Source organism: Ruegeria atlantica (assembly GCF_001458195.1).
GTDB lineage: Bacteria > Pseudomonadota > Alphaproteobacteria > Rhodobacterales > Rhodobacteraceae > Ruegeria > Ruegeria atlantica.
This window is the reverse complement of record NZ_CYPU01000070.1, coordinates 1-24,189: the sequence shown is the minus strand read 5'-3', so window position 1 is coordinate 24,189 and position 24,189 is coordinate 1. Positions and strand designations below refer to the sequence as shown.

General features: G+C 56.9%; 27 protein-coding genes. 14 read left to right on the top strand and 13 right to left on the bottom strand.

Features of this window, described 5'->3' with window-relative positions; genetic code table 11:
* Window positions 1-179: 179 nt before the first annotated feature.
* Together RUA4292_RS18500 and recO are read left to right on the top strand one after the other, a co-directional pair.
* Entirely contained in the window at window positions 180-1,079 is a 900-nt protein-coding gene (locus tag RUA4292_RS18500; RefSeq protein ID WP_058278937.1) for a hypothetical protein, read from the top strand.
* A gap of 96 nt (window positions 1,080-1,175) precedes the next feature.
* The gene (recO, locus tag RUA4292_RS18495; protein ID WP_058278936.1) at window positions 1,176-1,901 is read left to right on the top strand and encodes a DNA repair protein RecO; all 726 of its coding nucleotides are present in this window, start codon (window positions 1,176-1,178) and stop codon (window positions 1,899-1,901) included.
* On the opposite strand, the gene RUA4292_RS18490 is transcribed toward recO, so the two are convergent.
* From RUA4292_RS18490 to RUA4292_RS18480, 3 genes are all read right to left on the bottom strand, one after another.
* Window positions 1,885-2,277, bottom strand: coding sequence for an META domain-containing protein (locus RUA4292_RS18490; RefSeq protein ID WP_058278935.1), 393 nt, complete (start codon window positions 2,275-2,277; stop codon window positions 1,885-1,887). The two genes, recO and RUA4292_RS18490, sit on opposite strands and share 17 nt — an antisense overlap.
* Window positions 2,278-2,326: 49 nt before the next feature.
* Entirely contained in the window at window positions 2,327-2,881 is a 555-nt protein-coding gene (locus RUA4292_RS18485) for a hypothetical protein (protein ID WP_058279043.1), read from the bottom strand.
* Between the two features lie 216 nt (window positions 2,882-3,097).
* A complete protein-coding gene (locus RUA4292_RS18480) occupies window positions 3,098-4,789 on the bottom strand; it encodes an acyl-CoA dehydrogenase family protein (RefSeq protein WP_058278934.1) in 1,692 nt (563 codons plus the stop codon).
* Window positions 4,790-4,934: 145 nt separating this feature from the next.
* Between RUA4292_RS18480 and RUA4292_RS18475 the strand changes: the two genes are divergently transcribed.
* Complete coding sequence (locus RUA4292_RS18475) at window positions 4,935-5,699, top strand: sulfite exporter TauE/SafE family protein (protein ID WP_058278933.1); 765 nt, start codon at window positions 4,935-4,937, stop codon at window positions 5,697-5,699.
* Here RUA4292_RS18475 and RUA4292_RS18470 read toward each other — a convergent pair.
* From RUA4292_RS18470 to RUA4292_RS18460, 3 genes are all read right to left on the bottom strand, one after another.
* The gene (locus tag RUA4292_RS18470) at window positions 5,696-6,160 is read right to left on the bottom strand and encodes a hypothetical protein (RefSeq protein ID WP_233493496.1); all 465 of its coding nucleotides are present in this window, start codon (window positions 6,158-6,160) and stop codon (window positions 5,696-5,698) included. The two genes, RUA4292_RS18475 and RUA4292_RS18470, sit on opposite strands and share 4 nt — an antisense overlap.
* 111 nt (window positions 6,161-6,271) lie before the next feature.
* On the bottom strand, window positions 6,272-6,562 hold the full coding sequence (locus tag RUA4292_RS18465) for a hypothetical protein (RefSeq protein ID WP_058273655.1): 291 nt from the start codon (window positions 6,560-6,562) through the stop codon (window positions 6,272-6,274).
* A 367-nt stretch (window positions 6,563-6,929) separates the two neighbouring features.
* Window positions 6,930-8,528 (bottom strand): phosphoenolpyruvate carboxykinase, encoded by a 1,599-nt coding sequence (locus tag RUA4292_RS18460; RefSeq protein ID WP_058278932.1) that lies wholly within the window; start codon window positions 8,526-8,528, stop codon window positions 6,930-6,932.
* Between the two features lie 346 nt (window positions 8,529-8,874).
* Here RUA4292_RS18460 and RUA4292_RS18455 point away from each other — a divergent pair, with 346 nt between their 5' ends.
* The 7 genes from RUA4292_RS18455 to RUA4292_RS18425 are packed head-to-tail and all read left to right on the top strand — an operon-like array spanning window position 8,875 to window position 14,288.
* On the top strand, window positions 8,875-9,579 hold the full coding sequence (locus RUA4292_RS18455; RefSeq protein ID WP_058278931.1) for a response regulator transcription factor: 705 nt from the start codon (window positions 8,875-8,877) through the stop codon (window positions 9,577-9,579).
* 32 nt (window positions 9,580-9,611) lie between these two features.
* Window positions 9,612-11,321, top strand: coding sequence for a sensor histidine kinase (locus RUA4292_RS18450; RefSeq protein WP_058278930.1), 1,710 nt, complete (start codon window positions 9,612-9,614; stop codon window positions 11,319-11,321).
* Window positions 11,322-11,324: 3 nt separating this feature from the next.
* Window positions 11,325-11,795, top strand: a complete 471-nt coding sequence (locus RUA4292_RS18445) for an HPr kinase/phosphorylase (protein ID WP_058278929.1) — start codon at window positions 11,325-11,327, stop codon at window positions 11,793-11,795.
* Window positions 11,792-12,673, top strand: coding sequence for an RNase adapter RapZ (rapZ, locus tag RUA4292_RS18440; protein ID WP_082637192.1), 882 nt, complete (start codon window positions 11,792-11,794; stop codon window positions 12,671-12,673). The genes RUA4292_RS18445 and rapZ overlap by 4 nt, the downstream gene beginning before the upstream one ends.
* Window positions 12,670-13,062 (top strand): PTS sugar transporter subunit IIA, encoded by a 393-nt coding sequence (locus RUA4292_RS18435; RefSeq protein ID WP_058278927.1) that lies wholly within the window; start codon window positions 12,670-12,672, stop codon window positions 13,060-13,062. The genes rapZ and RUA4292_RS18435 overlap by 4 nt, the downstream gene beginning before the upstream one ends.
* Before the next feature lie 17 nt (window positions 13,063-13,079).
* Window positions 13,080-13,349 (top strand): HPr family phosphocarrier protein, encoded by a 270-nt coding sequence (locus tag RUA4292_RS18430; protein ID WP_058273259.1) that lies wholly within the window; start codon window positions 13,080-13,082, stop codon window positions 13,347-13,349.
* Window positions 13,350-13,388: 39 nt separating this feature from the next.
* Entirely contained in the window at window positions 13,389-14,288 is a 900-nt protein-coding gene (locus RUA4292_RS18425; RefSeq protein WP_058278926.1) for a lysophospholipid acyltransferase family protein, read from the top strand.
* A 50-nt stretch (window positions 14,289-14,338) separates the two neighbouring features.
* Here the strand turns inward: RUA4292_RS18425 and RUA4292_RS18420 are convergent, their stop codons facing one another.
* Complete coding sequence (locus RUA4292_RS18420) at window positions 14,339-15,214, bottom strand: 3-hydroxybutyryl-CoA dehydrogenase (RefSeq protein WP_058273257.1); 876 nt, start codon at window positions 15,212-15,214, stop codon at window positions 14,339-14,341.
* Window positions 15,215-15,376: 162 nt separating this feature from the next.
* Between RUA4292_RS18420 and RUA4292_RS18415 the strand changes: the two genes are divergently transcribed.
* A complete protein-coding gene (locus tag RUA4292_RS18415) occupies window positions 15,377-16,198 on the top strand; it encodes a DUF6473 family protein (protein WP_233493495.1) in 822 nt (273 codons plus the stop codon).
* A 63-nt stretch (window positions 16,199-16,261) separates the two neighbouring features.
* On the opposite strand, the gene RUA4292_RS18410 is transcribed toward RUA4292_RS18415, so the two are convergent.
* The 6 genes from RUA4292_RS18410 to RUA4292_RS18385 all read right to left on the bottom strand — a co-directional run bounded on the left by RUA4292_RS18410 (window position 16,262) and on the right by RUA4292_RS18385 (window position 20,579).
* Complete coding sequence (locus RUA4292_RS18410; RefSeq protein ID WP_058278924.1) at window positions 16,262-17,191, bottom strand: electron transfer flavoprotein subunit alpha/FixB family protein; 930 nt, start codon at window positions 17,189-17,191, stop codon at window positions 16,262-16,264.
* Complete coding sequence (locus RUA4292_RS18405; protein ID WP_058278923.1) at window positions 17,191-17,949, bottom strand: electron transfer flavoprotein subunit beta/FixA family protein; 759 nt, start codon at window positions 17,947-17,949, stop codon at window positions 17,191-17,193. Before RUA4292_RS18405 ends, RUA4292_RS18410 begins: the two co-directional genes overlap by 1 nt.
* Window positions 17,950-18,213: 264 nt before the next feature.
* Complete coding sequence (locus RUA4292_RS18400; protein ID WP_058278922.1) at window positions 18,214-18,786, bottom strand: cob(I)yrinic acid a,c-diamide adenosyltransferase; 573 nt, start codon at window positions 18,784-18,786, stop codon at window positions 18,214-18,216.
* Window positions 18,787-18,990, bottom strand: a complete 204-nt coding sequence (locus tag RUA4292_RS18395) for a twin transmembrane helix small protein (protein WP_058273252.1) — start codon at window positions 18,988-18,990, stop codon at window positions 18,787-18,789. It lies immediately after the preceding gene.
* A gap of 80 nt (window positions 18,991-19,070) precedes the next feature.
* Window positions 19,071-19,898, bottom strand: a complete 828-nt coding sequence (locus RUA4292_RS18390; protein WP_058278921.1) for an SDR family NAD(P)-dependent oxidoreductase — start codon at window positions 19,896-19,898, stop codon at window positions 19,071-19,073.
* A gap of 69 nt (window positions 19,899-19,967) precedes the next feature.
* Window positions 19,968-20,579 (bottom strand): SH3 domain-containing protein, encoded by a 612-nt coding sequence (locus RUA4292_RS18385; protein WP_233493494.1) that lies wholly within the window; start codon window positions 20,577-20,579, stop codon window positions 19,968-19,970.
* 215 nt (window positions 20,580-20,794) lie between these two features.
* On the opposite strand from RUA4292_RS18385, the gene RUA4292_RS18380 reads away from it, so the two are divergent.
* The 3 genes from RUA4292_RS18380 to RUA4292_RS18370 form a co-directional block, all read left to right on the top strand.
* Window positions 20,795-23,143, top strand: a complete 2,349-nt coding sequence (locus tag RUA4292_RS18380; protein WP_058278920.1) for a DNA topoisomerase IV subunit A — start codon at window positions 20,795-20,797, stop codon at window positions 23,141-23,143.
* A 97-nt stretch (window positions 23,144-23,240) separates the two neighbouring features.
* Window positions 23,241-23,834 carry a hypothetical protein gene (locus RUA4292_RS18375; protein ID WP_058273249.1) on the top strand — a complete coding sequence of 198 codons (594 nt, stop codon included), beginning with the start codon at window positions 23,241-23,243 and terminating at the stop codon, window positions 23,832-23,834.
* 113 nt (window positions 23,835-23,947) lie between these two features.
* Window positions 23,948-24,189: GTP-binding protein (locus RUA4292_RS18370; protein ID WP_233493493.1), on the top strand; the 242-nt coding region annotated here is incomplete at its 3' end.

The window sequence follows — 24,189 nt, the reverse complement described above, 5'->3', positions numbered from 1 at the left end:
AGCGCAATCTCAGGTCTTTTCTGGCGGCCATTGTTTAGGTGGTGAGCAAAAACCAGTGCGCAGGGTCTGTCTTCGACTTCGCTGTCACACTCTACAAATCAGTTCCCTTCAATCATTTGATCGTGTCCGACAGAATGCTATCTGAGAATGTATCCTTGCCCCTATCGAGTTGAAAAAAGATGAAAACCTTCACTTTGGCCTGCTGTTCAACGATCCTTGCCTTGGGCATGGTGACTTCGCCCACCTTTGCGCAGCAGAGGTTGGGATGGGTCTATCAAATCGATGGGTTGACCGCTTATCAAAGCAACGCGGACCTGAGTGAAGGCGGGGAGTTCTCGGCCAGCCGGGCGTTTTTGCGAACAACCGCTTTGTATAATCTGAATGGTGGAACCTCGGTTGGGCTGTCAGCAAGCATCGGCAGGTTCGATTACAACTTTAGTCAGGCGGATAACCAACCGTGGGAGGACATCCGCGACATCAGAATCTCTGTTCCAGTTCGATTTCGTGCCGGCAATACTGCAAGCGTTTTCGTGTCACCGCAGGTCCGCTGGGACTACCAGAGCGGCGCTGATGCGGCGGACGGCAGAACTTATGGTGTCTTCGCTGGTATTGCCTGGAAGTTAAGCGAGAGCCTGACCATCGGCCCTGCGTTTGGAGCGTTTTCGCAGTTCGAAGACGATGATATCGATTTTTTTCCGGCGCTTCTGGTGGATTGGGATATCAATGACCGTTGGAACCTGAATACCGGCTCGGGGATTGGCGCAACGCAGGGGCCGGGGTTGACACTCAGCTATGCGCTGAATGACACGATGACCCTCGGCCTTTCTGCTCGCTCTGAGCGCATTCGGTTCCGGCTTGATGAGGAAGGGCTGGCCCCAAACGGGATAGGCGAGGACAAAAGTATTCCAGTGGTGGTTTCCTTTGGCTACAATCCCAATCCCGGCATTTCGCTTAACGTTTTCGCAGGCGCAGAATTGGATGGGCGTCTTACACTGGATGATGCGAACGGCACGGAACTCAGCCGCCAAAACTATGAAACCGCGCCGTTGGTCGGGGTGGCTTTCAGGGCCCGGTTCTAATCCCAAAGACCAGTTGGATGCCTGCCCCCTTGCGGATGTTTCCGCCTTGCGATCTGTTGCAAACCGGGGGCGGGCCTGAGACGAAAGGAGCCTGATTTGGACTGGCGCGATCACGGCATCCTTCTGACGTCTCGTCGGCATGGCGAAACGGCGGCGATTATCGAGGTCTTCACCGAAGGCCACGGTCGTCATGCAGGCGTCGTGCGCGGAGGGACCAGTCGCAAGATCGCCCCGATCCTGCAACCCGGTGCGCAGCTTGATGTTTTGTGGCGGGCGCGGTTGGAAGAACATCTTGGCGCTTTTCAGGTTGAACCTTTGCGTTCACGCGCAGCAGCGGCATTTTCGGGTCGGATGGCGTTGGCAGGATTGAACGCGTCCGTTGCGCTGTTGTCCTTTTGCCTGCCCGAGCGTGAACCGCATCCAGCGATCTACAAACAGACCGAACAGTTGTTGGATCTGCTGGGGCAGGACGAAATCTGGCCGCTAGCTTACCTGCGCTGGGAATTGGCGTTGCTTGAAGAACTGGGCTTTGGCCTGGACCTGTCGGCCTGTGCTGTGACAGGGGCGGCGGATTGGTTGGTCTATGTCTCCCCCAAGACTGGTCGAGCCGTTAGCGCCGATGGGGCTGGCGAATGGGCGGATAAGCTGTTGCCCCTGCCACCCTGTTTGCGCGGTGAGGGGCAAGCGCCGGACGCTGAGATTGCCGCAGGGTTGAAAACCACCGGTTACTTTCTGGAACACCATCTAGCCCCGTCCCTGGGGCATAACCCCTTGCCGGATGCGCGGGCAAGATTTGTGGATCAGTTCACTCGGCGGCTTTGAACACCATTTCGTGCCCGTCATCATTGCGCAGTATCAACAGGTCGCCGGATACTTCGGACTGCGTCATCGCAATCAGCGCAGCGAAATAGAAGCCTTCGGCCTCAAGCCCGGCACAGGCCGCACGTGTTGCGGTCAGGTCCATAATCTCAAACCAGGGGTAGGGCGCGTTCAGGGTGCCGCTATAACTGTTGCAAGGGGCGTTACCCGCGATCTTGCCCTCTTCGGGGAACCGCAAAATGGCGCTGGCCTCGAAAGGCTGCCCGTCGATTTCCTGCAGCACCCAAGTCTGGTCCGCGGCGCCGTAGGCGGCAACAGATTCGTCCCTGTCGCATTGAAACAGGCCAATCAAAGGCAGTGTCAGGATCAGACGCATCATTCGGGTGTCTTACTTTCTTACTGGTGCCGAGGGAACCGGCGAAGCCAGATTAGTAGGGGATCTCACCGTTGATAAGTTCTTCGCGAACGTCCAGGCGCGGCCGCCAATTGTATCTGGTGTCGTCAGTTACCTGATCCCAAAACAGTGCACCGCTGTTGCGCCATGGATCAAGGATGATGCCATCTTTCATCGTGTCTCCTTTGGCGCTGATAGCGGCAGAATGGTGGATGATCCGAAAGGCGGTTGGGGGCGACGTAGCCCAGTGCACGTCCAAAGTTCGGAAGTTTTCCTGCTGCAGGCGGCGGGTCATGGCCTGCGCCCAGTCGTTGCACAATCCCTTTTCCCGGAACCCGTTGATGACCTTGGCGTTATGGATAATCGCCGGGTCTGTGACGTTCCAATCCCGCTTCAGTTGCTGCGAATAGGTGTAGGCGATGGTGGCGGCCTTTTGTGCCTCGGCGGGATCGACTTGGGGTCCAAGGTTTTCGATCGCCAGTGCCAGCTCGTCCACCTCGGTGTAGCCCGCCACAGGCTGGGTTGTGGCGCATCCGCCCAGTATCAGGGCTGCAACGGTCGCCCAAAGCGCAAAAAATAGTCGGGTCATTCTGTCATCACCATCCTTGGGCCCGGTTTGGGTCGCAGCGTGCCCTAAAGGGGTTTCAACAAAAAGCAAAGGGGGAAGTTTTTTCGATTGAGGATCAGAAAGGTCTCTATCCTGTCACAGAACAGACGGCGTGAATTTCAAACTGGAGTTCGGAACAAAGAAAATGACCCGGCACAAGACCGGGTCTAGTTGGGGAAACGGGATGCCTAATTCCGGTTAGCCCAGCAAACGCCGTGCAATAACCTGTGCCTGAATTTCGGCAGCCCCTTCAAAAATGTTTAGAATGCGCGCGTCACACAGAACGCGGCTGATCTTGTACTCCAGCGCAAAACCGTTGCCGCCATGGATTTGCAGACCGTTATCAGCCGCAGCCCAGGCCACACGAGCGCCAAGCAGCTTGGCCATGCCGGCCTCAAGGTCGCAGCGATGCCCATGGTCCTTTTCCCAAGCCGAGAAGTAGGTCAGCTGACGTGCAATCATGATCTCGACCGCCATCATGGCCAGTTTGCCGGACACGCGGGGGAAGTTGATCAGCGACTTGCCGAACTGTTTGCGGTCCTGCGCGTATTGCATCGCGATATCCAGCGCGCTTTGGGCCACGCCAATGGCGCGGGCAGCGGTTTGAATGCGCGCGCTTTCGAAGGTTTCCATCAGCTGTTTAAAGCCTTTGCCTTCTTCACCGCCCAAAAGGTTCTCGCCCTTGACCTTGAAGCCGTCAAAGCCCAGCTCGTATTCCTTCATTCCGCGATAACCCAGAACTTCGATCTCACCGCCGGTCATGCCGGGCGTGGGGAAGGGGTTCTCGTCTGAGCCCGGGGTCTTTTCCGCAAGGAACATGGACAGACCGCGGTGATCGGTGGTGTCCGGGTTGGTCCGGGCCAGCAGCGTCATCACATGGGTACGTGCCGCGTGGGTGATCCAGGTTTTGTTGCCGGTGATCGCATAGTCACCGTCCGCGTTCTTGACCGCACGTGCACGCAGGCTGCCCAGATCCGAGCCAGTGTTTGGTTCGGTGAAAACGGCTGTCGGCAGAATTTCGGCGCTGGCCAGTTTAGGCAACCAGTTGGCTTTTTGTTCATCGGTGCCGCCCGCGATGATCAGCTCGGCCGCGATCTCGGAGCGTGTACCAAGAGAGCCCACGCCGATATAACCGCGCGACAATTCCTCGGACACGACGCACATCGAGGCTTTGGACAAGCCGAAGCCGCCAAATTCTTCGGGGATGGTCAGGCCAAAGACACCCATTTCCGCCAGTTCCTCGATGACTTCCATCGGGATCAGTTCGTCTTTGAGGTGCCAGTCATGAGCGTGGGGCTCGACCTTTTCGACCGCATAGCGGCGGAACTGGTCACGGATCATCTCAAGCTCTTCGTCCAGACCCGAGGCACCGAAGATGGTGGCACCTGCCTGATCTTCCATCAGCTTGACCAGACGGCTGCGGGCGGTCTGAGAATTGGCCTGCGCCATCAACGTTTGAATTTCGGGGATCTGAAAACCGGACAGCGCGTCCCAGCCAAGACCCATGTCCTGCAGGCGCACGACTTCGCCCTGGTTCATCGGAATGCCGCCCGCAACCTGGTGTAGGTATTCGCCAAAGGCGATTTGGTGCAGCAACTGTTCGATTTCACCGAACTTACCTTCGGCCTCCAGCGCCTCGGCCCAGCGTTGCATCTGTTTCAGGGACTGAGAATATGTGGCCAGCCATGACAAGCCATGGGCGGCAGTTTGATTGGCTTCGATCAAGGCACCGGATACACGGCCATCAGCGGAAACCATACCGCGCACCGACTCACGCGCACGCTCAAACACTGTTTCAACGGCGGGTGCGGCCGCACGGGTCAGCGTCAGAAGATCGGGCAAAATCGCAGGTGTCGTCATCTGGGTCATATCCTGTCCGTCATGGGCCATGAATCGTGTCCTTTTCTCGTGTCGTCTGGTCATATCATGCTGCACGTGCAGCGCAACAAAAATACGTATTACGTTGCAAAAAAGTTCTAATATTTCTCGAGTGTTTTTGCAGTGCAGCGCCCGTCAGGAATGATATCAGGGGGCCATGACATTGTTTTCTTTACTACCTCCACAGGATCTTCTGCTGGCTCTGAGCGTTGCGTTTCTGGCTGGGTGGGTCAAAGGTATCGTCGGTTTTGCCATGCCGATGGTTATGGTTTCAGGGTTGAGTGTCTTTCTACCGCCCGAGCTGGCCATCGCGGGACTGATCCTTCCGACACTGGTAACTAATGCCTTTCAGGCTTTGGGACAGGGTGTTTCCGCGGCCGTGTCGTCGGTCAGGGAGTTTCGCATCTTTCTAATCGTGGGCTTGGTGTTCCTTCTGGTCGGAGCCAAGCTGGTCACTTTGGTGCCGACATCGACCTTCCTGTTGATGATTGGCGTTCCGGTCACGTTCTTTGCCTTGATCCAGGTCCTGGGTGTGAAGTTGTTGCTGAAAGAACCATCGGCCAGAATAGAAGTTTTGATCGGGGCCGTCGCAGGGTTTGTCGGTGGTATGTCCGGTATTTGGGGACCGCCAACAGTGGCGTACCTGACGGCCCTGAACACGCCGAAAGCCGTGCAAATGCGGGTGCAGGGGGTCATCTATGGGCTGGGTGCAATTGCCCTGATGGTCGCCCATATGGGATCAGGTATCCTGCGGGCCGACACCGCGCCGTTTTCGGCTGCCCTGATCGTTCCGGCGGTGATCGGGATGTGGGTGGGCATGCAGTTGCAATCGAGAATCGATCAGGAGCTGTTTCGCAAAGTGACTTTGGTTGTGCTGTTGGCCGCAGGATTGAACCTGCTGCGCCGCGGTCTGATGGGTTAAGTTCTGCGGTCCATAAACCGAAACGTGAAGTAAAGCCCCAGCATCAGGAAAAATAGCCCCGAGATATCGCCGATCAGAAAGGCGATGTACTCTACCCCTGCGCTGCCAAAGCTCATGTTTGTCATGGCGGATGCCAGGAACGACGTGATCACGCCGACACCCATGACGCACAGCCAGCAGGGTTTGCGATCAGGTCTGGGAAACAAGTCCCAACCTGCCCATTTGAGCAGGTAGAACACGGTAGGAACCGTTGTGACCGCGATGACAATTGCCAACAAGCGGCTGGGTAAGAAGACATCCGCCCCCCCCAGAAATGCGAAAACTGCAAAGACACCCGGCAACAATGCGAAAATCGCGCGCCACCCCAGTAGCCACGCTGCCAGGACCCTTACCCCGTGAGGCAGGAACAGCAGGCTGGCCCGGCTTGGGTATTCAGGAAAGAACACGTTTTGCAGCGGCATCAAGACCTCGAAAGTGAGGAATGATGCAACTATGTAAGCCAGTGAGGCGAAGAAAGTGTCAGAGGCCCATCTGCGCACGATTATTAGCCATCAACACGCAGGTTAGCGGTGTCACCTGGGCGCATGCACGATATACCGCCCCCGGTTGGCATTGCCGCTTTGGGACAGATAGCCCTTTTGGACCAGCGATTTCAACGCGCGGAAAAATGTCGGACGCGAGACGCTCTGAACAAGGGTGTGCTCGATCAAACCGAACGTGCGGACTTCTTGATCGGCTTTCGACAGTTCCTCGGCCGCATAATAAATGTCACGCTCAACCGGAGAGAGTTGCTCCAGTCCAAGGGTCCGTTCCATACTCTGCATCAATTTGCGAAGTTCGGTCAGTTTCGAGATTTCCGTCATTTGCCTACCTGTTGTTTTCCTTGCCGCCTTTCGCGTTGGAGCGAAAGTTAGAAACTCGCTGAAACAGAATTTTTCCAGCACGTCTCATATTGACACCCATCCCCGATGGATTACACTAGATATTTGATTAGGTTGCTCAAATCGCGAATGTGAGTGCGCGCTCATAAGTGTCCCCAAGGTCTTTTTCTTCACGCCCGGTGCGCAAGCGCCGGGCTTTTTCGTCATAATGACACAGTGAAGTACTGCAATCTGCTGCAGCGAGCAACGAATTTGTATATGCATTGCGCATTATACAACCACAGGAAGATTACAGAGAGGTTACTCGCCTGGGCAAAAGAAAAGGGGGCGAAAACCGCCCCCTTTGATTTCAACCGATTGCTACGGCTTTGATGTCATCATCGATAAAGGGCAGGTACTGCTCAAAGTTCTCTGCAAACATCTGCACCAGTTTTTCCGCTTGCTTGTCGAATACGGCCTGGTCATCCCAGGTGCGTCGCGGATCCAGCAGAACTTCGGCCACGCCGGGAACGGATACCGGGACGTCAAAGCCGAAATTGGCGTCTTTGCGGAACTCGGCGTCGCGCAGCGATCCTTCCAAGGCAGCTGTCAGCAACGCGCGGGTTGCGCGGATCGGCATTCGGCTGCCAACACCATAGGCACCACCGGTCCAGCCGGTGTTCACCAGCCAGCAAGTCGCACCATGCTGGGCGATCTTGTCGCGCAACAGGTTGCCATACTCTTCCGGGCGACGCGGCATGAAGGGCGCGCCAAAGCAGGTTGAGAAGGTGGGCTGAGGTTCGGTGACGCCACGCTCTGTCCCCGCCACTTTCGACGTGAAGCCCGAAAGGAAGTGGTACATCGCCTGCGCCGGGGTCAGCCGTGCGATCGGAGGCAGAACACCAAATGCATCACAGGTCAGCATGATGATGTTCTTGGGGTGCCCACCCAGCGCGCTGCTCGAGGCGTTCGAGATATACTCCAGCGGATAGGCGCAGCGCATGTTCGCGGTCAGCGAGTCATCCTCGAAATCCAGTTCCTTGGTTTCGGGGTCGAAGACCATGTTCTCGATCACAGTGCCGAATTTGCTGGTGGTCGCGTAGATCTCCGGCTCGGCTTCGGCGTTCAGATTGATGGTCTTGGCATAGCAACCGCCTTCGAAGTTGAAGGTGCCGCGATCCGACCAGCCATGCTCGTCATCGCCGATCAACGTGCGGGCAGGGTCTGCCGACAGGGTGGTTTTGCCGGTGCCGGACAGGCCAAAGAACACCGCGGTGTCGACCGGGTTGCCAACAGCGTGGTTGGCTGAGCAATGCATCGGCATCACGCCTTTTTCAGGCAGCATGTAGTTCAGCAGGGTGAAGACCGATTTCTTGTTCTCGCCCGCGTATTCCGTACCGCCGATCAGGATCAGCTTGCGGTCGAAGTTCAGCGCAATCACGGTCTCACTGTGGCAGCCATGCTTGGCCGGGTCGGCCTGGAAGCTTGGGCAGTTGATGACGGTGAAATCTGCAACGAACTCTTCCAGATCTTCGCGATCCGGGCGGCGCAGCAAGTGGCGGATGAACAAGTTGTGCCATGCCAGTTCGGTGACCATGCGCACATTGATTGAATAGGCGGGATCGGCGCCGCCGACGAGATCCTGCACGAAATAATCACGGCCCTTCATATGCTCGATCATATCGACATATAGCGCGTCAAAACCCTCGGGGGTCATCGCGGCGTTGTTTTCCCACCAGATGTTATCGGCAACGCTGTCGGTTTTGACGACGTGTTTGTCCTTGGGCGAACGACCGGTGAATTTGCCTGTGGTGACCAGGAAAGCTCCGCCATTGCCAAGAGTGCCTTCGCCGCGCTTCAGCGCCTCTTCGATCAGCGCCGGTTCCATGAAGTTGTAATAGACATTGCCCAGACCCTCGATGCCCTGATCTTCGAGGCGGAATTGCGGGTTAACCCGTCCAGATGTCATGCGTTTCTTCTCCTGTGGCGGCGCGCCGGCAATTGGGCCGGGGGCGCTCTTGGGGCAGTATACCGGGAAAACCGGCGGATGCGCGGGTCTTAACATGGTCGTTTGGGGCATGAACAGGACGGTTTGGCGCAGTTAGCGCAACCAAGTCAAAGTTTAGCGCCACCACTAATTTCTCGCCAGAAAACAAGGCGCTTTTACGCTCTCATTAACGGCTTTTTTGCCGCATCTGTGTGATAACAATCGCACGATTCGCAGATACGGATTGATTCGCGGTCATAAAAACGACAAAGATGCCCTACTAATAAGCGAATTATTGCGTGAGTGAGCAGGAATAGGGGTTAACCCGATGTCGAAGATTGCATTGGTGGACGACGACAGAAATATTCTGACGTCCGTATCCATGACGCTCGAAGCCGAAGGGTTCGAGGTTGAGACTTATAATGATGGGCAGGCAGCGCTGGACGCTTTCAACAAGAAACTGCCCGATATGGCTGTTCTGGACATAAAGATGCCGCGGATGGACGGGATGGACCTGTTGCAGCGTCTTCGGCAGAAAACCCAGATGCCGGTGATTTTCCTTACATCCAAGGATGACGAAATTGACGAGGTTCTCGGCCTGCGCATGGGCGCGGACGATTACGTCAAGAAACCTTTTTCTCAGCGTCTATTGGTTGAACGCATCCGCGCACTGCTGCGCCGGCAAGAGGCGACAACTGGCGATGTGACGACCGCCAACACAGGTGACGCCAAGGTTATGGAGCGCGGCGATCTGCGGATGGATCCTTTGCGCCATGCGGTTAGCTGGAAGGGCTCGGACGTATCTTTGACCGTGACCGAATTCCTTTTGTTGCAAGCGTTGGCTCAGCGTCCGGGCTTTGTCAAAAGCCGCGATCAGCTGATGGATGTGGCTTATGACGATCAGGTCTATGTTGACGATCGTACGATCGACAGTCACATCAAGCGACTGCGCAAGAAAATGCGCGCCGCAGATTCCGAGTTTTCGGCGATCGAAACACTGTACGGAATTGGGTACAGATACAACGAAGAATAGGCGTGGCCAAATACTAGGGGTAACCGGGGCTCGTGCGCGATACAGAACAAACCAGCGAATTGCGGGACGGTGATGTCGTTCTGGGGGATGATTGGGTCATCCCGCAGGATCCCAAGTCAGCCGAACTTCGGCACGCGCGCCGCCGCCGCGGCCTGTTTGCAATGCGCGGCTCGCCGCTTGCGCGTAAGATCATCACGCTCAACCTGATCGCCTTGGTAACGCTGGTCACCGGGTTGCTGTATTTGGACGATTCCCGCGATGAACAGGTTCAGCAGACCGCGCGCAACCTGATCGGGGATGCGCAGCTGGTCAGCAACGTGTTCGAAGCACAGCTGCGCCGGACAGCGTCCGGCCTGTCGCAGGATGCCGGCGCACTGGACGTAAAGGACACGCTGGAGGGCCTTACCCTGCCCCAAGGGGGCGAAGTCTTTGTCTATGACGCGCGCGGAACACTGATTGGATGGGCGCGTGGCGCAGCGTCCGAGCAGGCACTGTTGGCGTCCGAGTCCGAGGTTCAGACCGGCAGTACTTTGATCAGCGACGCATTGAACGCCGTGTGGACGGGTTTGTCGCGCGTGTTCACCGCCACAGAACCCAGCGAAGCGCCGACGCTGGCGCAAAGGGTTCAGACCATAGTGCCCGGCGCGCTGCAGGGGCAGATGCAGGTGCAGGCCGTCAAGGATTACTTTGGCGAAACGGTCATCGTTGCAGCCGTCCCTATCCTGCAGGATAGCGTCGCCGTAGGGGCCGTTGCCATGGCCGGTCCATCCGGAGAGATTGACGCCCTCGCCCGTCGCGAGCAGGAGCGCATACTTCAGATGTTTATTGTCGCGCTTCTTGTGTCGATCGGACTTAGCCTTGTTCTAGCCTCAACCATCGCAAACCCGTTGGCGGATCTTGCGGCGGCCGCCGAACTGGGCAAGGACCGGGGCGCCGGAGTAAATCCTGGCCGTATCCGCATCCCCGACCTGACCGCGCGTCCGGATGAAATTGGTCTTCTAAGCCGCGCACTGCGGGGCATGGTGTCCGCGCTCTACAACCGAATTGACGCGAACGAACAGTTCGCCGCTGATGTCGCGCATGAGATCAAGAACCCTCTGGCCAGCCTTCAATCAGCTGTTGGAACGTTACGAATGGTCAAACGCGATGACCAACGTGAAAAATTGATGGGTGTTATCGAACATGACGTTCGCCGTCTGGACCGTCTGGTCAGCGATATCTCGAACGCGTCCCGTCTGGATGCCGAACTGGTCAAGGAAGAAGAAGAGCCCTTTGATCTGGTGAAGCTGGTTGGCAATATAAGCCAGCATCTGGGTGAAGATGCACGGGCCAAAGGGATCGACTATATAACCGATCTGCCGTCCAATCCAATCATAATCAATGGACTGGAGGCGCGACTGGCGCAGGTCTTTGTCAACCTGATCACCAATGCTACTTCGTTCTGTGACGAAAGCGATGCGATTCGTGTCTGGGTCCGGCGGCGCGAAAACAGGGTGCTGGTCGTTGTCGAAGACACCGGCCCCGGTATTCCGGAGCAGGCCCTGACCAAGGTCTTCAAAAGGTTCTATTCCGAGCGTCCCGCCGAGCACTTCGGAAACAACTCGGGCCTGGGGCTGGCAATCTCCAAACAGATTGTCGAAGCACATGGTGGTGTGATCTGGGCCGAAAACATCCGGCCTACCGATGCCAATATCACCTCGGACCCACTAGGCGCGCGCTTTGTAGTTGGCTTGCCCGTGTAAATCATGAGCGCCCCGTCAATCTATGATCTGGAAAAACAGGACAGTGCCATACTCCACGCCAGCTGCGTGGCTGTTGGCGGGCGCGGTCTGCTGATTGTTGGCGCGTCAGGAGCGGGAAAATCTGAGCTGGTCTTGCAGATGATGGCACTGGGTGCCGAACTTGTCGGTGATGACCGCGTGGCTTTACGTAATAACGGCGGTGAAGTGACTGCTGATGCGGCCCAAAATATCCGAGGCGTTATTGAGGCCCGCGGTATCGGATTGTTGCGCGCGCCACCTGTAGGACCAGTGGGCTTGCGCTATGTGGTGGATATGGACCAGCGGGAAGAAGTACGTTTGCCAGATCCGATCTCGATCCGCGCCCTTGGGCAAACTGTGCCCCTGCTTCGCGGGCGCGGCGTCCCCAACTTGGCTTCGGCATTGATGCAACTGATGAAAATGGGGCGCGTGAACCCGGAATGGCCCAGCAAATGAAACAACAGCGGCGGATCGTTCTGATCACCGGCCCTTCGGGTGCTGGGCGGACAACGGCGATCCGTGTGCTTGAAGACTTGGGGTTCGAAGCCATCGACAATTTGCCGATGGGCCTTTTGATGCGTTTGTTGGACGGTCCGGAAAACGATCGGCCAATGGCGTTGGGCATCGATGCCCGAAATCGCGATTTCTCGACCATCGGGTTCATTGATCTTGTTATGCGGCTGCGGCGGACCGAGCAGGTCGAGTTGACGGTTCTCTATTTGGATTGCCGAAACGAAGTGCTGCTGCGGCGGTTTTCGGAAACCCGAAGGCGCCATCCGGTCGCGGCCGATGCAGGCCCTGAAGCCGGTGTACTGCAGGAAAAAGAGCTGTTGGCCCCGATCAGAGAAATTGCGGACATTCTGATCGACACCAGCCAGATTAACGTTCACCAGCTACGCAAGGAGGTCGAGCATTGGTTCGCTCCGGAAGGCGGTCGACATCTGGCGGTATCCATCGAATCTTTTTCGTACAAACGCGGCTTGCCGCACGGATTGGACATGGTTTTTGATTGCAGGTTTCTGGCGAATCCCTTCTGGCGCCCGGAATTGCGAGCCGAAGATGGTCGAAACCAGGACGTGGCGCGCTATGTACGGTCTGACGCGAATTACGCGCCGTTTTTTGACCGTGTTGTCGATCTGCTGAAATTGTTGCTTCCGGCCTACCGCGCCGAAGGCAAAGCGCATCTCTCGGTGGCCTTCGGGTGTACCGGAGGGCAACACAGATCGGTCGCAACTGCAGAAGCGGTCGCAAACGCCCTTGCACAGGAAGGGCAGCAAGTGGCAATTAGGCACCGCGAAATGGAACGTCGATCGTTGAATGAGAGGCTGGATTGATCGGGATCGTACTCGTAGCACATGGCGGGCTGGCTCAGGAATATCTGGCCGCAATGCAGCATGTTGTCGGAAATCAACCGGGCCTGGCCGCAATCTCGATTGAGGCTGACCACGACCGGGAAGCCAAGCAGTCAGAAATCTGCACCGCCGCTGACGGCGTCGATGTCGGCGACGGTGTGGTTGTTGTCACGGATCTATTCGGCGGCAGCCCGTCGAATCTAAGTCTGAAGGCCTGTACGCCGCAGGATCGGCGTATTCTTTACGGTGCAAATCTGCCTATGTTGATTAAATTGGCCAAAAGTCGCCACCTGCCGATCGGGGATGCGGTCCGGCGGGCGATGGAGGCTGGACGCAAATATATAAATGCCCAAAACGTGACGTTAGATTAAGACCGGATTGATTAAGAATGACCAACCGAAGCTTGAAAATAATCAATGAAAAAGGCCTGCACGCCCGCGCCTCGGCTAAGTTGGTCGAAGTAGTTGAGGGGTTTGACGCGCAGGCAGAGGTGTCCAAAGACGGACTTTCTGCATCAGGGGACAGCATCATGGGTCTTTTGATGTTGGCAGCGTCTCGCGGAACGACTATTGACGTCGAGACGTCCGGACCGGATGCTGAGGCGTTGGCGGATGCATTGGAAACCCTTGTGAACGGAAAGTTCGGGGAAGGGTTCTAATCCTGCCAGTCGCGATACGAAGAACGGGAAAACCAGGAATTGGCGCAAACGACGCACGAGACCAAGACAGGCCCGGTGGTGGACGGGACGGAAGATCAGGGCGAAATCTATGATCGTAGAACCCTGACCTATGCGAATTCCTTCGATGATGCTTGGACGTCTACAGCTATCCGCGCCATCGAATGGTGTACGGGTAAGCTAACCATTCTGCGGATGGTCAATAAGTTCGAAAAAAAGAACGAATACTATCGTGGTCAAAGGTTCTGGGGCGGTGCGCTTGAGGTCATGGGAATCAACCTGACCACGCCGCAGGACCAATATGCAAATATCCCGAAAAAAGGGCCTGTGATCGTCGTGGCCAATCACCCGCATGGCATGGTCGACGGCATGATACTGGCCGAATTGATCGGGCAGGTTCGCAATGATTACCGCATCCTGACCCGCTCGGTCCTGACCGGACTGGATGAGGCCGCGACTTCGTTCATGATCCCGGTTCCTTTTCCACACGACCCCGAAGCGCAAGCCAAAATGCTTGAGATGCGTGGCAAGGCGATGGAACACCTGAAGGAAGGTGGCGTGGTTGCGCTGTTCCCGTCGGGTGTGGTGATGTCCTCGGACGACTGGTTCGGTCCTGCGCAAGAGCAGGAATGGAATGTGTTTACCGCCAAGATGATCCGCCGATCCGGCGCGCAGGTGGTTCCGATTTTCTTTCCGGGCAGCAATTCACGCGCCTATCAGATTGCCAACAAGCTGTCGCCGATCCTACGACAGGGGCTGCTGCTGCATGAGATCGTTCGCTCTTGCAACAAGCCGCAATCTCCGGTGATTGGCGAGCCGATTTCGGACGAGGATATGAAGCTGCTGGAAAGTGATCCGCGCGGTTTCATGGCGTGGCTCAGAAAACGCACAATGGCGCTTGGTAAATCACGCGATTCCTGATCCGCTCTTCATTTGGCTCATAATATCCCGGGCGAGGGGCCTGGGCCCCTTTAGCGCGTTGGGACCGGTGTTTCACCTCTGTAATCATAAAACCCGCGTTCGGTCTTACGGCCAAGCCAGCCTGCTTCGACGTATTTTGTCAGCAGTGGGCAGGGCCGATACTTGGTGTCTGCCAACCCGTCGTGCAACACGTTCATAATCGCCAGACATGTGTCCAACCCAATGAAATCAGCCAGTTCCAGCGGGCCCATTGGATGGTTTGCGCCTAGCCGCATCGATTGATCAATCGACTGTACGCTGCCGACCCCTTCGTAGAGAGTATATACGGCCTCATTGATCATCGGCATCAGGATGCGATTCACGATGAAGGCCGGGAAGTCTTCCGCACTAGCTGCGGTTTTGCCAAGCCGGTCCACAACCGCTTTACATGATTTGAACGTCTCTTCATCCGTGGCAATCCCCCGGATCAGCTCGACCAGCTGCATCACGGGCACCGGGTTCATAAAGTGGAACCCCATGAAGCGTTCCGGCCGATCCGTTCGGCTGGCCAGGCGGGTAATCGAGATTGAGGACGTGTTGGATGTCAGAATCGTATGGGGCAGAAGATGCGGCTGCAGGTCTTCGAAAATCGCCTGTTTGATTGCTTCCCGCTCGGTCGCGGCTTCGATCACCAGATCGGTCTGACCCAACTGGGGCAGCTCCAACGTCGTGTTGATCCGGCTCAGCGTGGCTTGCATCATTTCGTCCGAGATTTTGCCTTTTGATGCTTGTCGGGCCAGATTGCCTTCAATCGTCGCCACGGCGCTGTCCAGCGCGTCCTGCGAGACATCGTTCAGCAGAACGTCATACTCTGCCAGCGCCAGAACATGAGCAATGCCATTGCCCATCTGACCTGCGCCAATCACTCCGACCGATTTTACATCCATGTTCAGGTGCCTTTATGTCTCGGGATACGGCGACAGTATCGACAGATCGGGGCGGGCGGCAAGGGGATCCGACCGTTCGATTTTGCTTCAAATGCGCACATTAGGATTTTCTCAAGACTTGCGGCTGCAAGATGGCAACCGGGTGAAAAATGGGTGAGTGATATGAGCTATCATCAAACAGGCTCGGGGGGACCCGGGCATGAGGTTTGCCAATATGAAGGATCGCGGTTTTGGTTTCGCGGTGCTCGGCGTGTTCTGGATCAACCTTACGCAGCTTGCGTTGGCGGGGATGAGACATTTGGGCGATTCGTCGACCGTCCATTCTCAGCTATTCTCGAGGACGGGCTCGAAAGACGCGTTCTGAACTTTGGATGTCTGTTCAGCGGCGTTGACGCGTTGTGCGATGACAGGGGGTTGTGCAATTTGCTAAGGGGCGCAGATATCTGCGTCATGCAGGCGCCAGGGCTTCTTGGGCAGTCCAACCAATTTTATCGCGTTCATTCCAGGCGTAACGATCGGTTTTTGGCGCCAACGAAGGATTTGATCAGCCTGTATCCCGAAATCGACTTCACAGAGGTTCATTTCGTGCGCCACCTGATGACCTGCCTGCAAAAGGTTCGCGACGCGCGCATCGAAGTTGTTCTGGACGAACTGCGCCGAAACTGGGTTCGGAAGATCGGTGATTTTTTGCAAGCCCTGGAAACCCCGGTGATCCTCTTGCGGCTGCAGGTCCTTCGAGGAGAGCAGGGCGCGCATCACATTGACTTCGCTGATGTCGGCGTAACGGATCAGATGATCCAGGTCGTTGGCAAATCCTGCACGGATATCGTCGACGTCAAAACCCATGTGTGCGGTCAGTCTGACGAGATTGTGGACATGTTGTTCGGCACACTGCAACAACCAATGGCAGAGCACATGATTGGCCCAGCTGCCCATCGGGCGATTGCGGCAGCTTTGATGGGGCCAATACGCAATCTGCATTAATAAAAAAGGCCCGCCAATTAGCGGGCCTTTCAAAATTTCGCGATGAAAAAGCTAAGCCAGCGGTTAGCCGAGTTTCTCGGTCAGTTCGGGTACGGCCTGGAACAGATCTGCAACCAGCCCAAAATCCGCAACCTGGAAAATCGGCGCTTCTTCGTCCTTGTTGATCGCAACGATGACTTTCGAGTCTTTCATACCAGCTAGGTGCTGAATCGCGCCTGAAATGCCGATCGCGACATAAAGGTCGGGTGCAACAACCTTACCGGTCTGACCGACCTGCCAGTCGTTCGGTGCATAGCCCGAGTCCACGGCGGCGCGCGATGCGCCGACAGCGGCACCCAGCTTGTCAGCCAGACTTTCGATCAGTTTGAAGTCCTCTTCCGAGCCGACACCACGGCCGCCCGAGACAACAACGCCAGCCGAGGTCAGTTCCGGACGGTCGCTCGCGGCAACCTTGTCCTCGACCCATGACGACAGACCTGGGTTGTCACCAACCGAGATGGTCTCAACCGCAGCCGAGCCGCCTTCGCCAGCCGCGTCAAAGGACGCGGTACGGAAGGTGACGACTTTTTTGGCATCGTGTGACTTCACGGTCTGGATCGCGTTGCCCGCATAGATCGGACGCTCAAAAGTCGAGCCGTCAACCACGCCAGATGCATCGGAGATCACCATCGCGTCCAGCAGGGCTGCAACGCGCGGCATCACGTTCTTGGCGTCGGTGGTGGCAGGAGCAACGATGTGCTCATAACCATCAGCCAGACCGACGATCAGGGCCGCGGTCGATTCAGCTAGGCGGTGGCCCAGCGACGCGTCTTCGGCAACCAGTACCTTGGACACACCGTCGATCTTGGCGGCGGCCTCACCGGCAGCAGCGGCAGAACCGCCCGCGGCCAAAACGGTGATGTCACCCAGTGCCTTTGCGGCAGTGACAGCCTTGGCGGTGGCGTCCATCGCCAGTTCGCCATTGTTGACTTCTGCGAGAAGAAGAACAGCCATTACACAGCCCCCGCTTCTTTGAGTTTCTCAACCAGCTCATCAACCGAGCCGACGACGATACCAGCAGCACGTGCCGGCGGCTCTTCGGTTTTGACGACTTCCAAACGCGGGGTGACGTCGACGCCGTAATCGGCGGCGGTTTTCTCGTCCAGCGGCTTTTTCTTCGCCTTCATGATGTTCGGCAGAGACGCATAGCGCGGCTCGTTCAAGCGCAGGTCAACAGTGACGATGGTCGGCATCTTGACGCTGATGGTCTGCAGGCCGCCGTCTACTTCACGGGTGATCTTGGCGCTGTCGCCTTCGATGTCCAGTTCGGACGCGAAGGTGCCTTGCGACCAGCCCAGCAGGGCCGATAGCATCTGACCGGTAGCGTTCATGTCGTTGTCGATCGCTTGCTTACCAGCCAAAACGATGCCGGGTTGCTCTTCCTCGACCACTTTGGCCAGGATCTTGGCAACGGCCAGCGGTTCGATGTCTTGATGGACGTCATCGGCGGCAACAACCAGAATGGCGCGGTCAGCACCCATGGCCAGTGCGGTGCGCAGGGTTTCCTGCGATTGCTTGACGCCAATCGAAACCGCAACGATTTCGTCAGCCTTGCCTGCTTCTTTCAGGCGAATCGCTTCTTCCACAGCGATTTCGTCGAACGGGTTCATCGACATTTTGACATTGGCGAGATCAACACCGCTACCGTCCGCTTTCACGCGAACTTTCACATTATAGTCAATCACGCGTTTGACAGGCACGAGTACCTTCATTTTGCGCTTGCTCCTCACAAAAAACGGTAAGCCGCGAAGCGACTCCACCAATGCTCTCGGGGGACTGAATAGCGTCTCAGTTCACGCTGCAACAGGGCAAAATCGTCACGTCATGAACTTGAGACGTCGCGTTTCATGTATTTTGACGCAACGGCGCGATATTTTATTGCTTTGGTGGCCGGTGCCAGAGCTTTGGGCCACACCCGTTTGGCTGGGGTTTTGCTTTGCTGGTCGCTGCAGGATCCGCCGGATCCCGCGCCAACTTCAGCGGTTTGCGCCCGGAACCCACAAAACGTCCGCAGTGCCGTTTTCGTTGGCGCAGCGGGCGGCAACAAAAAACCAGTCACTCAGACGATTGAGGTATTTCACCGCGACTGCGTTCACGGGCTCCATGTTGGTCAATTCGACCGCAAGGCGTTCGGCACGGCGGGATACGGTTCTGCAGACATGCAGATTCGCTGCCAGACGCGACCCGCCGGGCAAGATGAAGCTGCGCAGCGGCTCTAGCGTTTCGTTCATCACGTCAATCTCGGCTTCCAACCGATCAATCTGAGATGCAACGATGCGTAGGGGCGGGTAGTCGGCCTCGGCGTCTTTTTCCATGTCGGGGCGACAGAAATCTGCGCCCAGATCGAACAAGTCGTTTTGAATGCGCGCTAGGGCGGCATCGACGTCGCCTTCCGCCTCGGTCCGAGCAACGCCAACAAAAGCGTTCAGTTCGTCAACGGTCCCATACGCGGCCACGCGACCAGAATACTTGGCGACCCGTTCGCCGTTGCCCAGCGCAGTTTTTCCATCATCGCCGGTGCGGGTGTAAATCTTGTTCAGAACGACCATTTATTGAGCTCCTTGTCCGCGCAGGTAGACGTAGAGCACGATCAGCACCACAGCAATGAACTGGAACAGGATGCGAAGGCGCATCATCTTGTTGCTTTTCATCGCAGCAGCTTTGCCGCTTTTGCCGAAATTGGAGATGCCGATCGCCAGCACGACGACGACCGCCGCCATGGCCAACAGCAAAATGACCATCAAAAGGTCCATAAGCACACCGTCCGCGTTTCTTGTTTCGTTTGGCTATCATCTAGCCTCATGTACATGAAAAGCGAACGGGTAATTTCGCCTCAGACGTCCGACAGAATGCGGTCGATGGTGCGGGTGGGCAAAAGGCGGCGCAGATATCCGGCGATATAGGTTGGCGTAGTGACATAGTAGCGCGCGCGCGGCCTTTTTGATTCAACCGCGTGGGCCAGCTTTTCTGTCACCGCTGATGCAGGCAGTTCGAAACGATCCGGGCCTGAGGATTCGTACAGTCTTTTCAACAGCGAAGCCTCGTATTTTTCGCGCAGAGCCGAGTTCTCCCAGTTGATGAAACGCTCGAAGAAGGGGATCGAATTCTCGCGGATTTTCGACGTGATTGGGCCGGGTTCGATCAGGATGGCCTTGATATTCGTTCCGGCAAGTTCCAGACGCAGCGTGTCGGTAAGACCTTCAATGGCATACTTTGTGGCGACATATGCGCCGCGCCATGGGAAGGCCACCAGGCCCAGAACCGACGAATTCTGAACGATTCGCCCGTGCCCCTGCTCGCGCATGACAGGAATCACCAGTCGGGTGAGTTCATGCCAGCCAAAGAAGTTGGCCTCGAATATCACGCGGAGCCCTTCGGTCGGCAGATCTTCAACTGCGCCCGGCAAGCCGTGCGCACCGTTGTTGAACAGCGCATCCAAGGTACCTCCGGTGGCCTCAAGCACTTCGGTCAGGCCTGATGCGATACTTGCGGCGTCGGTATAGTCGATGCGCGGGCTTTCAAAGCCTTGCGCGCGCAGCCGGTCGCAATCACGCTGCTGGCGACAGGATGCAAAGACACGCCAGCCGCGCGCACGCATACCGTGTGCCGCGTCCAGACCGATGCCGGACGAGCAGCCGGTGATAAGAATGGTTTTCTGCATGATCTTCCTGACCTTCAATTCAGGCCAAAGCTATTGCGAGGTGAGGGTCAGGACAATGACGGTGCAGCGTCAGTTTTGAATTTTTCGAACCAGTGAGGCGGAAATCCAACCGACCTGTTGCGCGGGCAACACGCGCAGGCGCAGCCAGCCGGTTCCGGAATCGCTCAGTACTTCGACCTTTTGTCCGATGGCAGCTTTGCCGACAATTGGGTATATGGTGCCAGGCCCATCGCGCATGTTCACCCGCGTTCCCGAGATTTCGCGGATGTCTTTTTCAGGTTCGGGAATCGCCGCGGCCTCTGATGTTTCCGGCAGGGGCGCATCATCGGTCTGACGCAATCCCGCTACGCCGTCTTCCAGCGAAGCAAGCGTGATGTTTGCGCTCTGATCATCGAACACCGAGATGCCGGACAGAGACTGAAGGCTGGCTGGTTCGGCCACGATTTGCACGATCTCTTCGGGTTCAGGTTGGGGTTGAGCACGCACGGTCGGAGCCCGTACGGCCACACTGGTCACAAGTTCTTCTGCCCGGGTGGGTGCTACCTCCGCAGGTTGGGGTACAGAAGCAACGCGCACGGGTTGATCGCTCCGCAAGCCGCGCGGTTCGAAATCTGGTCCGCCGCTCATAACGTAAAAACACCAGCCAAGTGCGGTGAAAGTCAAAATAATAAGGCGCGTCATGGCGCATCCCCCAAGTCAATCGTCAGGTACAAGAAATTGGCAGCAGTCTTTGGCAGCAGTCTAATGAAGACAGCCTACCATATTTCGCGGTCCGAGTCGAAAACCGGGGGAATTCCGGGACTTGTCTCCCCCTGTTGCAAAAAGCGCGACTTGTCCCCAGCAAAATCTAAGCTGATTGCTTTACCAGCGCGCGCTTGCGGCGTATCACATCATATATGAACGATACGATCGACGACCCCAATATGGAGGCCCCCGACAATGGGGGCGAGATAGCTGAACCGCTCCGCCGCGCGATTGGCGAACGCTATCTGACCTATGCGCTGTCCACCATCATGCACCGGGCATTGCCTGATGCGCGCGATGGGCTGAAGCCTGTGCACAGGCGAATCCTCTATGCGATGCGCGAGCTTCGACTCAGCGCGACGGGCGGGTTCCGTAAATCCGCGAAGATTTCCGGCGACGTGATGGGTAACTATCACCCGCATGGCGATGCCGCGATCTACGATGCGATGGCGCGTCTGGCGCAGGATTTCAACGTTCGCTACCCGCTGGTCGACGGGCAGGGTAACTTTGGCAATATCGACGGTGATAACCCGGCGGCCTCACGTTACACAGAGGCGCGGATGACCATCGTGGCCGAAGCGTTGCTTGAGGGGCTGAACGAAGACGCCGTCGATTTCCGCGACAACTATGATGGCACGCTGTCCGAGCCGGTCGTACTGCCGGCGCAGTTTCCGAACCTGCTGGCCAATGGGTCCAGCGGAATCGCGGTGGGCATGGCAACGAACATCCCGCCGCACAATATTGCCGAGCTGTGTGATGCCTGTCTGCATCTGATCAAGGTGCCGGATGCCCGCGATGATACGTTGCTGAACTATGTGCCGGGTCCGGATTTCCCGACCGGTGGCATTGTCGTCGAGCCCCCAGAGAATATTGCGCAGGCTTATCGCACCGGGCGCGGATCGTTCCGCCTGCGGTGCAAATATGAGGTTGAAGATCTGGGCCGCGGCCAGTGGCAGATCATTGTCACCGAGATCCCTTATCAAGTTCAAAAATCCAAGCTGATCGAAAAGATCGCGGAACTGATCCAGACCAAGAAAATCCCGATCCTTGCCGATGTTCGCGATGAATCAGCCGATGACATCCGCCTGATCCTCGAACCGCGCTCCAAGAACGTGGACCCTGAGGTTTTGATGGGCATGCTCTACCGCAGCTCGGACCTTGAGGTTCGATTCAGCCTGAACATGAACGTGCTGATCGACGGAGTGACGCCCAAGGTTTGTTCGATGAAGGAAGTGCTGCGCGCCTTCCTTGATCACCGGCAAGAGGTACTGCTGCGCCGTTCGCGTCACCGTATGGCCAAAATCGATCACCGTCTGGAAGTACTGGAAGGCTTTATCGTCGCTTTCCTGAACCTGGATCGTGTGATCGACATCATCCGCTACGACGACGACCCCAAAGCCGCGTTGATGCGCGAGGATTGGGGCATCGACCATATCCGCGCCACCAGCGAGGCGGACTATGTGTCGCCCAAGCCGGGCGAGGGTGAATTGTCCGAGCTTCAGGTCGATGCGATCCTCAACATGCGCCTGCGCAGCTTGCGCCGTCTGGAAGAGATGGAACTGGTCCGCGAACGTGACGCATTGATGTTGGAACGCGCCAATCTCGAGGACCTGCTGGCCGACCCGGCCCTGCAATGGGCCAAAATCGCCGAGCAGTTGAAAGAGACCAAGAAGACCTTTGGCAAAGACTATGAAGGTGGCGCACGCCGAACCCAATTTGCCGAAGCCGGGCAGGTTGAAGAAGTGCCGCTTGAGGCAATGATCGACAAAGAACCGATTACGGTTGTCTGCTCTCAGATGGGCTGGATACGTGCCATGACCGGTCACATCGACCTGAAGCGCGAGTTAAAGTTCAAGGACGGCGACGGCCCGCGTTTCATATTCCACGCTGAGACGACTGACCGCTTGTTGGTGTTTGCCTCGAACGGACGATTCTACACGCTCAGCGCCGCCAATCTGCCGGGTGGGCGCGGTATGGGCGAACCGCTGCGCCTGATGGTCGACCTGCCGAATGAGGCACAGATCATCGACATCCTGATCCACAAGCCAGGGCGCAAGCTGTTGGTGGCGTCAGACGCGGGTAACGGTTTCATGGTGCCCGAAGATGACGTGCTGGCCCAGACCCGCAACGGTAAGCAGGTGCTGAACGTCAAAGCTGATGAGACGGCGATGATCTGTAAGCCCGTTTCGGGCGATCACGTCGCGGTCGTGTCGCAGAACGGCAAGTTCTTGGTGTTCCCAGTGGAAGAGCTGCCCGAAATGGGGCGCGGTAAGGGCGTACGCCTGCAAAAATACAATATGGCGCGCGGCCGACAGGGCACACTGGAACTGGATGGTGGCCTGTCCGACATCACGACCTTCAACTGGGAAGAAGGGTTGAGGTGGTCCATGGGCGGTGACAAAACGCGTCACGAGGCGGACATGTCACAGTGGCTGGCCAAACGGGCCAGTGTTGGGAAAAAAGCGCCTTATGGTTTCCCGCGCGACTATAAGTTTTCGTGAGTAAGCGCGCTGGCAAGTGGATTTCTGCCGATACGGCTTGGCACAAGCCGTGTGGTTGCGCTAGATCAAAGAAAAACAGGCATATCGAGACGAGAAAATGTTGCGAGCTTTGACCCTGATTACCGGACTGGCCCTGATGGGTGCGTGCACGCAGACACAGGTTTACGAAGAGCCTGAGTCGCTGGGCGAATTCAAATTGCGCGTCAATTATGCTTTTGCAGAAAAGGCTCGGAAGGGGCCGGTGTCGCGGGAAGCGACGCCTAAAGAGTGGGAAGACGCTATTCAGAACGCCGTCAATATTCGGCTTGGCAGGTATGAGGGTGCCCAGGAATACGACATAGGAATCAGTCTTGAGGGGTTTATGCTGGCCCCTCCGGGTGTGCCGGTGATCTACAACCCCAAAAGCACGGCAATCGTTCTGGTGAATGTTTACGACGTGCGCAAAAAAGAGTTTCTGGCTAAAGGCAAACAGTTTCAGGTTCTTGAAGACACGACCGGTGAAAGCGCACTTACAGGATCCGGGCATACCCGCACCAGAGAAGAGCAAATGGACGGTTTGGCGCTCAAGGTAGCCGATCGTGTCGAGGAATGGCTGGCCGAGGAACACAAGGACAACGGCTGGTTCGACAAGCGCCCCGACCTGATCCAGCCGTTGGAATCCGTCGAGGTCACCCAAAATCCGGCGTCTTAACCAGCTTTTAACGCAGGATGTGCTTGATTTTCCCCTTTGAACCAAATATCTCGCGCGCGCAGATGTAACCACGGGACCACGGGTCCCCCCAATCGCAAAAGGGCGCCTGAGGAATGGCAAAGGAAAAGTTTGAGCGTAATAAGCCGCACGTCAACATCGGCACGATTGGCCACGTTGACCACGGCAAGACCACGCTGACCGCAGCAATCACCAAGTATTTCGGTGACTTCAAAGCGTATGATCAGATTGACGGCGCGCCTGAAGAAAAAGCACGTGGCATCACCATCTCGACCGCCCACGTGGAATACGAGACCGACACGCGTCACTATGCGCACGTCGACTGCCCCGGCCACGC